General features: G+C 43.3%; 10 protein-coding genes. 2 read left to right on the plus strand and 8 right to left on the minus strand.

Annotated features, from left to right (window positions below):
- Window positions 1–42 precede the first annotated feature (42 nt).
- Both ABWT76_RS06350 and corA read right to left on the minus strand, forming a co-directional pair.
- Complete coding sequence (locus ABWT76_RS06350; protein WP_054468247.1) at window positions 43–354, minus strand: DUF6464 family protein; 312 nt, start codon at window positions 352–354, stop codon at window positions 43–45.
- A 136-nt stretch (window positions 355–490) separates the two neighbouring features.
- Entirely contained in the window at window positions 491–1,741 is a 1,251-nt protein-coding gene (gene corA, locus ABWT76_RS06355; protein WP_082348952.1) for a magnesium/cobalt transporter CorA, read from the minus strand.
- A 975-nt stretch (window positions 1,742–2,716) separates the two neighbouring features.
- Here corA and galT point away from each other — a divergent pair.
- Window positions 2,717–3,766 carry a galactose-1-phosphate uridylyltransferase gene (galT, locus tag ABWT76_RS06360; RefSeq protein ID WP_054468249.1) on the plus strand — a complete coding sequence of 350 codons (1,050 nt, stop codon included), beginning with the start codon at window positions 2,717–2,719 and terminating at the stop codon, window positions 3,764–3,766.
- Window positions 3,767–3,978: 212 nt separating this feature from the next.
- Here the strand turns inward: galT and ABWT76_RS06365 are convergent, their stop codons facing one another.
- From ABWT76_RS06365 to ABWT76_RS06375, 3 genes are read right to left on the minus strand one after another with little or no spacing between them, the layout of a single operon-like run.
- Window positions 3,979–5,007 (minus strand): GUN4 domain-containing protein, encoded by a 1,029-nt coding sequence (locus ABWT76_RS06365; protein ID WP_054468251.1) that lies wholly within the window; start codon window positions 5,005–5,007, stop codon window positions 3,979–3,981.
- Between the two features lie 50 nt (window positions 5,008–5,057).
- The gene (locus ABWT76_RS06370) at window positions 5,058–5,441 is read right to left on the minus strand and encodes a hypothetical protein (RefSeq protein WP_156331905.1); all 384 of its coding nucleotides are present in this window, start codon (window positions 5,439–5,441) and stop codon (window positions 5,058–5,060) included.
- A gap of 23 nt (window positions 5,442–5,464) precedes the next feature.
- Complete coding sequence (locus ABWT76_RS06375; RefSeq protein ID WP_054468255.1) at window positions 5,465–6,412, minus strand: alpha/beta hydrolase; 948 nt, start codon at window positions 6,410–6,412, stop codon at window positions 5,465–5,467.
- 79 nt (window positions 6,413–6,491) lie between these two features.
- Here ABWT76_RS06375 and ABWT76_RS06380 point away from each other — a divergent pair, with 79 nt between their 5' ends.
- Window positions 6,492–7,550: an acyl-CoA dehydrogenase family protein gene (locus tag ABWT76_RS06380; protein ID WP_054468256.1), complete on the plus strand. Its 1,059-nt coding sequence runs from the start codon at window positions 6,492–6,494 to the stop codon at window positions 7,548–7,550.
- A 352-nt stretch (window positions 7,551–7,902) separates the two neighbouring features.
- On the opposite strand, the gene ABWT76_RS06385 is transcribed toward ABWT76_RS06380, so the two are convergent.
- The 3 genes from ABWT76_RS06385 to ABWT76_RS06395 form a co-directional block, all read right to left on the minus strand.
- Entirely contained in the window at window positions 7,903–8,805 is a 903-nt protein-coding gene (locus tag ABWT76_RS06385) for a S1 RNA-binding domain-containing protein (RefSeq protein WP_054468258.1), read from the minus strand.
- A gap of 196 nt (window positions 8,806–9,001) precedes the next feature.
- A complete protein-coding gene (locus ABWT76_RS06390; RefSeq protein ID WP_354635813.1) occupies window positions 9,002–11,251 on the minus strand; it encodes a M10 family metallopeptidase in 2,250 nt (749 codons plus the stop codon).
- Between the two features lie 139 nt (window positions 11,252–11,390).
- On the minus strand, window positions 11,391–12,140 hold the full coding sequence (locus ABWT76_RS06395) for a dienelactone hydrolase family protein (RefSeq protein ID WP_054468262.1): 750 nt from the start codon (window positions 12,138–12,140) through the stop codon (window positions 11,391–11,393).
- Window positions 12,141–12,329 lie beyond the last annotated feature (189 nt).

A 12,329-nucleotide genomic window follows, 5' to 3' on the forward strand; every position in this document is an offset into this window, starting at 1 on the left:
AATAAAGAATAACCAATAACTAATAACCACAATTATCCATGATTAATAATTTAGATTTTGTAGGCTAAAATTTGCCGGTTCATAATGACGGCAACCTTGACAAGGCCCTTGAGGATTAACGGCGCAACGAATGTAGGGAGAATTGGCATTAAATTGGCAGGTGCGATCGCCAATAATTTGCCACGGTTCTGGGGGCTGATTGGCCGGTGAATCATCAGGAACCCATCCGCTGCCAGCCCTGGCAATTGCTCGTTGCAATCGTTCATTGGCTGTCGCTTGGGCTTGCCGGAGTACCCAAACGGAAATTAATGAGGGAATGACGCCCACAGTCAAAATAAGCACGATAGAAATCATTGTCTTGGTGCTAGTTATTTGTTATTGGTGTTATTGGTGTTATTGGTTGTTGTTGGTTATTTATTGGGGGTTATTGCACTTAATCTTGTTATCCCCATAAAAAATATCTTTTGTCAAGTTCAAGTTAGAGAAAATCTTAATCTTTGTCTACGGAGGAGAAATTCTCAAACCAGCCCCGACGCCAAAAGAAATAGACTAATGAGAGTGCGATCGCAATCATCACTCCCCAACAGCCGACATAGCCCCAATAGGAATTCAATTCTGGCATATTAAACGGCGAAGCGTCGGGATTAAAATTCATCCCGTACACCCCCACAATAAAAGTTAGGGGAATAAAAATCGTGGAAATGATGGTAAGTAATTTCATCACATCATTCATCTTATTGCTGACAGCGGATAAATAGACATCCATTAACCCAGAGGTTAATTCTCGGTAAGTTTCTACTAAATCAATCACTTGGGTAACGTGATCGTAACAGTCCCGCAAATAAATTCGCACATCCTGACTAATCAGCTTACTATCATCTCTAATTAACCGATTAATCGAGTGGCGCTGCGGCCAAATTGCCCGCCGTAAAGCGAGTAATTCTCGCCGCACTTCATAAATTTTTTCTAAGGTTTTTCGCGAGGGATTTGCCACCACTTCATCTTCTAGTTCTTCGATGCGTTCGCCGTAATCTTCTAATACGGGGAAAAACCCATCAATAATAGCATCTAATAATGCATAAGCTAAAAAATCAGCCCCGTGTTTGCGAATCATGCCCTTGCCCGACCGAATGCGCGATCGCACCAACCCAAAACAATCATGTTCCGGTTCTTCTTGAACCGTCAACAGATAATGTTTGCTCAACACAAAACTCACCTGTTCTAGATAGAAACCCTGCTGATCTTCCATCGGCATCACCATGTGTGCAATAATCAGCAATTGCTCTTGATATTCTTCAACTTTGGGTCGCTGTGGTACATTGACCACATCTTCGAGTACCAGGGGATGCAAATGAAACACTCCGCCAATCCGTTGCCAGGTTGCTTCATTTCCTAAACCTTGAATATCGACCCAAGAAACTGACTCTGTATCTAAGTATTGATAGCATTCTTCCGGCTGATTAATTCTGACGCGAGTTGCTCGCTCTAAGTTATAATCAATCAAGACAATTTTGGTGGGAGCCGCATCCGATTCAATCGTCAAAGTTCCCGGTGCGCTGCCCGGTTCGTCGTAAAAATAATCAAAATAATCTTCTTCTTTATCTTCTGCTTCGATTTCTTGTTCTAGTTTTTGTCCCCCAAAATTATGCTGTTTTTCTGTAACTTTTTCTTGGCCTTTTTCATTGATTTTTTCTTTGATTTTTTCTTTGATGTCTAGGTTTGGCAATGGTTTATGAGACATGGGTACTTTCCTGATAAATTGGTTGATAGTTTTTCCTGAAATTATGCATCAAATTCCGGTTAAATAAGCCGGTTAAAGAAATTGGTCAATTCCGCCGCTGAATACGATGACGATTTAGCAACGCAAATTTGCGTGGCAGTTGGTTTGACTTAGGGCTGGGAGAAAATTACCCTTCATGTTCCCGAAAACAAACAATGGAAAACAGGGTGGCGAATACGGTCGAAAAGAATAAGCATTTTTCCTTACGGGCAAATTGCTCCTCACCAGGGTTTGAAGATAGACCAGCCCTTCCCAGGGGCAATTTGCATCTGGGACGAGCAAAAGTCCGAGCTAAAGTCTGATCTAGAGTACCATCAGTCTAGGCTGATTTACTGGGAGCGGCGATCGGTTAAGAATTGTTAAATTAGATTTCAACTAATATTTAAAATTATATTTTAAATATTCGTTGAAAAAAATGATTAAATTCTGCTTGTTTATTTTCAATAAAAAAAATATATATAGCGATATCGCTAATCTAAAATTTAATTATTTTTTATCGATCGCTGGCATTAAAATTTTAACAAATAAATTCATTTTTCAGCATTAAATATTCAAACGAAACTAATTATAAAAAATAATTTAAGAAATCCGGCAGTCATTTTTTCTCTGTTCTCGTCCCATGAAATAGGGGGCTGAATCCAGTTATAATAATGATTGATGTAAAAAAAACAAGGTAAGTGACGGAGAAAAATATTCTCGGTTTTTTTCGGGACTGATTTCTCAGCAAAGATTTTTTCTGTTGATTAGCCAAAATGTTAACTTTTGTGAATTTGTTAATGGGCTAATTTGGCGCAGATCGCAAAAAACAGTCACCTCCAGGGAGTCCTTGTCTCAATTTGTTCTCCCTTAGCGGTTGTTCTATGGAAGGGCGATCCTTCCCGGATCAACCGCTATAACGCTGAATTAAAACGTTGAATTTCTATTTAGATAAACACCATGTCAGAACTCAGACAAAATTTAATTACCAGAGATTGGGTGATTATTGCCCATGAACGGTCACAACGACCGAATCAATTTGCGAAAAAAATAGAAAGCGATCGCATCATTCCACCTTATCAAGCGGATTGTCCATTTTGTCCAGGGAATGAGCATGATACTGCCGAGGAAATCTGTTGTTTAGGCGATCGCGAAAACTGGAAAGTCCGGGCGGTTTTTAATAAATATCCCGCTGTTTCCCCGGAAAAAGAACCCACGCGCAAAATTCAAAAAACTTACCGTTCGATCGCCGGTTTCGGCGTCCATGAGGTGATTATTGAACATCCCTTGCATAACGTCAATCCGGCACTGCTGACAATTAGCGAAATTGCCAATATTTTTAGCATGTATCGGGAACGATATCGCCAACTTAAACGGGATCCTCGAATCAAAACAATTGTCATTTTTAAGAATCATGGTCCGAAAGCGGGAACGTCTTTAGAACATCCTCACTCGCAAATTGCGGCCACCCCTATTGTGCCCGGTCAAATGCGCGATCGCATCTCAGAAGCGATGCGATATTTTGATGAAACTGGGGAGTGTTTATATTGTCGAACAATGAAAGATGAACTCTCAGCCTCTCAGAGGATTATTTCCGAAAATAAACATTTTGTCGCCTTTATTCCTTATGCGGCATTATCCCCATTTCATCTATGGATTTTTCCCAAAAGACATAGCTCGTCTTTTGAGCAAATTTCTGATGAAGAAATTATCGATATGGCTCGGATTTTGAAAACGGTTCTGGCTAAACTCTATTATGGATTAAATAACCCAGACTATAACTATACCATTCGCTCAATTCCTACGGATCAAGATTACACGGATTACTATCATTGGTATCTGGCCATTATTCCCAGAGTATCACAAGCTGCCGGATTTGAATTAGGCAGCGGAATGTTTATTAACAGTTCTCTACCGGAAGAAAGTGCTGAGTTTTTACGTTCCATAGAAATTCCTATCTCGTCAGGCAACCGCGATCTAGATAAAAAATCCCCACCTTACTCAATTTAGTCCGGTATTTAGTCCGGTATTTAGTCCGGTATTTAGTCCGGTATTTAGTCCGGTATTTAGTCCGGTATTTAGTCCGGTATTTATTCCGGTATTTATTCCGGTAATAATAGCCGAACAGGAGTGATGGGAAATCGGGCATTGCCCACCAATGCCCAGAAATTTTTAGTTGGAGATTTTTGTTAGTTGGAGATTTTTAGTGACAAAATGTTCATTTAAATATTCACGTTATTCAATTCATTAAAGCGAGCAATTAAAGCGGCAGTATTTTCTTGGGCTGTAGCCCCACCGAGGCCATAACAAGACCGTTTACGCCATCCTGTAACCGGCAAATGACCTTCGGCGGCGGTAATAGAGCAATTTAAATCATCATAATACAGCCAATTTTCTTTGACTCGCCAACCCACGCGATCGCAAAAAATAGTGTAGTCATTGCCCACAGTTTGCCAAATTTTATACTGAATATGGAAGCCAAATCGACCGCCACTATAATAGTCCCAAAGCCATGCGATCGTTTCTAAGTCCGTAGCCGGAAATCCTTCGATATCTTCAAGATTTAAAAAACCTCGATCTTCCTGATTAGCCACTCTAAGCATAATATCCCAAGTGCGTTCATCGGCTTGTCGCCATTTTCCCGCTGCCAGGAGTTTTTCTAACTTAGAATAGTCCATCCCCACCTCGGATTTTAGATAATTTTGGGGTTGATTTTGGGGTTGATTTTGGGCTGGGTAATTGCTTAGAGCATGAGCCCATTCTTGGAGTTGCCAGAGAGTTTGTTGGATGTCTTGGGGGTTGGCTTCCTGCAAGACATACAAAACCCATTCCATCTGAGATTTTAAATGGCGATTTTCCTCTTGTTCAACGGCCAATTCCGAGCGTAAGCTTTTAATTTCTAATTCAGATGTTTGTAACCGAGATTCTAATTGTTCTAATCGGGCTTCCAGTTTGAGAATGATGGCATATTCAAGACTTTGATTGACTGATTCTCGATAAGAATTATTGACTAAAGGGTTGACGTTTACGGGCTGAGTCAGGGAGTGATTTTGTTGTACGAGATATTTTTGCCACATTTTTCTCGCCCAGTCGAGATGGGCTTGTTCTTTTTTGGCAAAGGCTTGACGATATTTCCCAGTTTGGGGTAAATTATAGTATTTTAAATCCCATTCGCAAACGGCACATTTTTCTAGGGGTGTTTCTAGGGTTGATTCAAGATATTCGGTGTAGCAAATTGGACATTTAGCCATGATTTTTTATGGGGTAATTTTTATGGGTGTTGCTGGTTGGTGGTTGGTGGTTATTGGTTAGTCTGATTAAATTGTGCTTCTAACTGAGAAAATCGGGTTTCTAGGGTGTTGATTTGTTCTTTGAGTTCGATTAAAAGGGTGGCTAGTCGATCAAATTGTTGTTTGTTGGGGGATTCGACTATTTCCCGTTGGGGTAGGGGAAAGATCGCCGGTTCGGGGGCTTGCCGGATTTGGGCAAAATCTAGGCGGTTGTTGAGTCGAGAAACTTGAGATTCCAGGGAATTTATCTGCGATCGCACCATGAAAAATTCTGATTCTAATCGGCTGAGTCGGGCAGACATATCCAGGGATGCTTGAGCAGGAGCGCATCCCATCAGGCATATGAGAAATAAGGTGATTAAAAGATGAAATATTCGGCGGTGTGGTTTCATCATTTCCCTCTATTTTTTATCGGTGATTAAGAGTGATTTTTTCCCTGGGTGAAGGCAGTTTGGAGAATTGCCCCAATTTCCTTTAAGGCAGTTTGACCCAGGGGCAAGAATTTCGCGAAATTAATAAAAGCATGGATGGTGCCATCATAGCGAATGGTTTTGATTTCTACCCCAGCTTCCCGGAGGCGATCGCCGTAAGTTTCCCCTTCATCGCGCAGGGGGTCAAATTCAGCAGTGACAATTAATCCTGGGGGTAAATTGGCCAAATTTTCCGCCAACAAGGGAGATGCATAAGGATTTTTTCCCTCCGTGGGACTGGGTAAATAATGATGCCAAAACCAGTTAATTGAGTCAGCCGTTAAAAAGTAGTTTTCTCCATATTGGTGAAAGGATGGGGTGTTGGATTGATATTGAGTAGCAGGATAAATCAGTAATTGATAGATTAAAGCAAATTCGCCGCGATCTCGTGCCATTAACGTCACCCCTGCCGCAAGATTTCCCCCGGCACTTTCCCCCGCTACCGCAATTAAGCGGGAATCGCCATTTAATAATGCCGCATTTTCCGCCACCCACTTAGTTGCGGTGTAGGCATCTTCTAGCCCTGCGGGAAATTTATGTTCGGGGGCTAACCGATAATCCACGGACACCACCACACAACCAGCGGCATTGGCTAAAGTCCGACAAATACTATCCACCATTGGCAAATCACCGATTACCCAACCGCCCCCGTGAAAATACACCAACAAGGGAAAGGGCCCAGCCCCAAAGGGGGTATAAATCAAGAGGGGAATCTCTCCCCCAGGACCGGGGATGGTGCGAGGTTCCACTTGGGCTACAGGTTCGGGGGGGTGGGAAGCAGCCACGAACACGGCGTTCATTTTGCGGGCAGTTTCCGGTTGCTGCTCATGTAGTGGCGGTTGACCGGACTGGGCTACTTGTTCTAAAAATATTTCGGTTTCTTGATTTAGCGGCATAAATAAATCTCGTTTTTTTTAGCTTGAGTTATGGTCATTTAAATCTAAAATTAAAATCAGTAAAATTTTAAGCCAAATTATGAGTAGTCAGCCACCCCTGCTGGAGATTGCGGAGTTTTATCTGCGGTCAGAAATCGCGCCCCAAGCCGCTGCCATCGATCGTGACCAGGCGGTGTTGCGTTGGGCAATGCAAGGATTGGGCGATCGCTCCTTATTAGCCTTAAAACTCACCGAATCAGAAGAAGACTTTCGGCGGTTTCAGGAAATGGTCGCCAGATATTCTGGTGCTTTAGCCTTTCTGCAAATTCAGCATCAAAGTGCCAGTAGTACGATCTTCGCCAGTGAAAATAAAGCACTGAAACAAGCTTATTTACCAGATTTGGCAACGGGCGATCGCCTTTTGGGGGTTGGCTTTTCCCACCTCCGACGTGCTGGGGAACCCCGGATCAAAGCCTTCCCGGTCAAAGGGGGCTATCGCATCTCTGGGGACTTACGTTGGGCGACGGGATTTGATATATTTCCCGAATTAATTGTAGCGGCCACCTTAGCCGATGGTCGGGCAGTCTTCGCCATTATTCCTTTTACCAATACTACCCAACCGAATGGGGGCGAAATTCATTTTAGCGAACCTATGCAGTTAGCGGCCATGCAGTCTACCAATACGGTCATTGGGGAAATTAAAAATTGGTTTGTTCCCCACGATTATATTGTGGGCATTCAGCCCCCCGGTTGGATACATCAAAATGACCGCAAGAAAGTGCTGATGTTTAGTTTTTTCTGCTTAGGTTGTGCTCGCGCTGCTTTAGATATTATTGAACAGACGGCGAAAACAAAACACTTACCAATTATTCAAGAAACCTTTGAGGTTTTGGATCGGAAGTTGACCCGGTGTCGCGAGGCAATTTTGTCAGAATTGGCAACAGAGGTGATCTATGAAAATGGTTTAAAATTACGAGCGGAGGCGATCGCTTTAGCTAATCGTTGTGCCCATGCTGCCGTCACTGTTGCTAGTGGGGAAGCGAATTATCTTGATCATCCCGCCCAACGAGTTTATCGAGAAGTGTTACTATTTACAGTCTTTGGTCAAACCACTGATGTAATGACCGCGACTTTACATCAATTAATGGTTGATGGTTGATGGTTGATGGTTGATGGTTGATGGTTGTTGGTTGGGGTGTGGGGGAAGAGAAGTGAAAAGTGAAAAGTTAAAAGTTAAAAGTTAAAAGTCGTAGGGGCTTTCTGGCCATACGCCCGTACAAGTTAAAAGTTAAAAGTGAAAAGTGAAAAGTGAAAAGAAGTATCACTATTCACTATTCCCTATTCCCTATTCCCTATTCCCTATTCCCTATTCCCTCTCTTTCCCCAGCCCACCAGCACCCCAGCACCTCTGTTCCCTGTTCCCTGTTCCCTGTTCCCTGTTTGTTGGTTGATGGTTGATGGTTAGTGTAAAACCCCGATTTGTTGACAAATCAGGGTTATTGCTTGACTAATTAAGAGGGCAATGTTTGACTGATTTTATTATGACGGGCTTCAGCGTTATCCATCACCTCATTAAAGTTTTCTATGATTTCTCCGGGGTGATTTTCTAATAACTTGGTTGACAGAGAAACGCGACCTTTGGTTTCATCAATATCAATCACGACCGCTTTAATGGGTTGCCGCAAAGAAAACAGATCATCCAGAGATTTCACGTAATTTTTACTCACTTGATTAATATGGAGTAAAGCAGTCATCCCATCCACATCCACAAAAACGCCAAAGGGTTTAATACTGACTACGGTTCCTTCCAGGAGTTGGCCCACCTTAATTTCACCAATCCGACTGGATTGGGCTAAGTGCCGTTGGGAAAACACCAGCTTATTGCGATCGCGATCTAACTCTAAAATATTTGCCGTCAAGTTTTTACCCACCAGGGATGCGGGATTATTTTTTTCCAACAAGTGCGATCGGGGAATAAACCCACGCAACCCATTGATATCAACCGTCACCCCACCTTTATTCACACCCGTCACATACAAATCAACGGACTGATTTTCTTTTTGCTTGTTCGCCAACTTATCCCAGATTTGCTTAAGTTCCAATTGTCGAATCGAAAGAGTCACCTGACCTTCCGCATCTTGTTCGCGGATAATCAAAAACTCCCGTTCTTCATCGAGGGGTAATAGTTCCTCAAGATCCTCAACGAATGCCACCGCTGCTTCTCGCTTCGGCAGAAACCCAGGGGACTTGGCGCCAATGTCTACATAGACACCATCGTTTGTATAGGCACCGATCCGACCGGACACCACCTGACCGAGACTAAACGCATAGTCGTGTTCTGCAAGGGCTTTGGCAAAATCTTCAGCGGAAAAGGAAGGCTTACCCTTTTGAGAACGGGTCGATTCTTGATTCATAACAATTTCAGGATTTGACAAAAGTAAAATTATACTGATAGAACTGAACCGCTACAACATTGAACTGTCGTAGCTGACTGGAGAGGGAACATCTGTGTTATCCATCAACAATCAGCTTACCCAGTCTAGCTAATTCTTACGGCGATCGCTCTTTTTTGGCGATAGTTTCGGCGATAGTTTCGGCGATCGCTTCGGATTACACCAAGGTAAAATCCCCGGCATTAATCGCAAAATCCGGCACCCCAGCTAATACCGCCAAAAGCTCACCCGTACCGGCAACCCGAATCAACGTATCGGCGCCCACTCCAGTAATCGACAACTGGTCAAAGGTCAGCCCAGCGGACAAACCAATCTTATCCACCCCATCGCTAAAATCCGTAATCCGGTCAGAACCATCGGCGATCGCATACACAAAAATATCAGAACCCTGCCCCCCGGTCAGGGTATCGGCGCCTCTGCCACCGATAATCGTATCCGCCCCAGGGCCACCGTTAATCACATTATCCAGATTATTGCCCGAAATAAAATCATTCACGGGAGAACCAATCAAATTCTCAACCAGCACCCCAAAACCAATCACCGTGCCATAACTACTGGTAATATGTGGCCCATCGGCGATCGTCAAGAGGGCATTACCAACTCCAGCCCGTTCTAAACTCCCATCTTCACCTCTAACCGCTGACACCCCGATATAGGTGGAACCATTCAGGGCACTAAAGGTGGTATTCAGTCCCCCCTCATTCATATTAAAGAAATAACTATCAATCCCCGGCAATTGGGAAAAATCCAGGGTATCGATGCCACCCCCATCCCAGACGGTCTGTTTCATCCCGATAAAATTACTGCCATCAAAGGCATAGACATCATTGCCCTTTCTGGCATCACTAAACCCATACAGGTATTGCAGCGCCCGAATATCATAAGACATCGGGCTAACCGCGCCTACCCCGGCAAAATTATAACTCATCGCCGTATTCGTATTATTATCTTGAAAAGACTGTAAGAATGGCTGAGATTCTGTGGAACTTACGGGGGAATTATTTAAAGGATTGGTACTAGCAATCCCCGGATTTTTCAGTCCTAAAGCAAACCCGATTTGCCGTACCAAAGACTCATAGCCAAAAGTGCCTTTTTGTCGAGAAAAAGCATTATTTTGATCCGACTCAAAATTTCTACTTAAATGGATATCACCCCGTAAATTAATATCACTAATTCCAGGGTCATAAGCATAAGCATAAAAGTTGCCAAAATTATTTGGTTGTCCGTTAGAAAACATAATTCTAATTTCCCCGGTATTCGGGGGTCTGTCCGGCACCTCCACCAATTGAAATGGCAGAATTTCATTATACTGCCGCATGATTTCCCGGACATTATTTTTAATCGCTTCGCTGACCTCCCCGACCCCACTTTCTACCCCGGTATAAAGACCGGCACTAGCTTGGGTCACAAAGCTATAAGTCAGGGTGCCATTAACCCTGGTGTTCCACTTTTGTTTCGGCTGTAAAATGTTATTCGCTGCCAAAGCTTCATCAGGATTTTCGGCAACGGTTTGATTTTGGAGTAAAGCATCAATAGCTCTAGGGGCAAAATATACAGAAGATTGCCGTTGTTCGTCGGGCAAACCAATCAGACGAAAATGATTGATTAATTCCTTATTATTGAGATTTTGTTCTTTTAAATCTTGGTTGTTATCTCGATAATATTGAGTATCATACAGCAGGGAGGGACGGCGATTTTCGTTGATACCAAATCGGATAAAGTGTTCTAAGGCGGTGCGACTGTTGAAATTAGCCGACTGAAGCTCCCGATTATTTTCGACATAGTATTTCGGATCGAAAATAATCGAAAACCGGCGACCTTCATTTAGGCCAAACAGTTGTAAGTGTTGTAAGGCTTGTTTGACGTTGAAACCAGCGTTGACTAAATCCGGGTTAGTGGGTAGGTAAATTTCTTGAATATCAATGTAGGGAGAAAAGCGGAAAAAATCTTCTCCTTCTTCTGGTTGTGCTGGAGCGGTTTGTAGTTGGTTCACTAATAACCGGAGCCATTGTCGGTTCGCTGATTCTATGGGGTTAAAATCTTCGGGAACTGCGGTGGTTAATTCGTTTCTCTTTCTATATGATTGAATGTAGAAGTCCAGGTCAATAAATGGGGAAAATAGCCGACCTTCGCTGATTCCTGATGTTTTAAAATGATTCAATAGATCCCGATTACTTAACCCAGCTAAATCTGGATTTGCGGCGCGGTAAAAGTTAAAATCAAATACGAGAGAAAATCGCCGGCCTTCATCAATTCCATTGTTGAGGAAGTGATTTAATAGTTGCTCGTCATTGAATCCGGCGGCGGCAACGTCGGGGTTGGCCGCGAGATAAAAATCGCGATCGAATATTTCTTGTTCAAAGGGAAAAAATTCAACGCTGGGATCTGTGAAAACGCCCTGAACCATTTTGTTTACTCCTGTTTACTACTTTAGCATTTAGATAAATTTTAGCTGAATAAAACTTTTGATAGTTGTCGTTAGGTGACAGGTCATTTTTTCTTTGTTCACCAATGACCTGTCACCTAATGCTCAATAAGAGTTTCACTTAGTGAGAGGTTTTGAGGGTTTCGCCATAGAGTTGTAAGACGTGAGTCCAAGCATCTGCGGCGGCGCTGGGGTTGTAACTAGCCCGTCGATCGCAGAAGAAACCGTGGTCGGTTCCATCGTAGCGAAAGACGCGATGAGAGATTTGATGTTTCTGAAGTTCGGCTTCAATTTGATCGCCCTGTTCATTGGGAATGAGGGGGTCTTGGTTGCCGAAGAATAGGTAAATGCTGCCGTTGATTTCTGGGGTGCGGGTGATGGTAGGTTCACCGCCTCCAGGGGTCATGGTGGCAATTCCGCCGCCATAAAATGAGGCGGTGGCTTTGATGTCCGGTAATGTCGCCGCCAGGTAAGCGACGTGACCGCCAAAGCAGAAGCCAATGCAGCCAAAGTTATCCGTGGTGACGGGCAAGCTTTTCAGGTAGTTGATGGTGGCTTGGGTATCACTCAGGAGTTGGTCGGCGGTGGTGAGGTCTTTATGATATCTGCCGATTTCTAGGTCTTTTTCGGTGTATCCGGTTTCAAAGTTGGGGGCAGTGCGTTGAAAAATTGCTGGGGCGATCGCCACATATCCTTGTTTGGCAATGCGTTCGGTGACATCCCGAATATGGGCATTGACCCCAAAGACCTCTTGGAACACGATCACCCCTGGAAATGTCCCTTGACCCACAGGTTGGGCTAAATAGGCGGAAAGTTGCAAATCTCCGTTGACAACTTTAACCTGATGAGTAAGTATTTGCTGTTCTGACATAGTTTCTCTGACATAACTGGTTTGATTTTATATTGATAGTTGGTTGTTGGTTGATGGTTGTTGGTTGTTGGTTGATGGTTATTGGTTATTCGTTATTGGTTATTGGGTGTTCGTTATTGGTTATTATAGGTTAGCCAGAACCAACAATAAACAATCAACAATCAACAATCAACAATCAACAAATAATTT

The organism is Planktothricoides raciborskii GIHE-MW2 (assembly GCF_040564635.1).
In the GTDB taxonomy this organism is placed as follows: Bacteria; Cyanobacteriota; Cyanobacteriia; order Cyanobacteriales; family Laspinemataceae; genus Planktothricoides; species Planktothricoides raciborskii.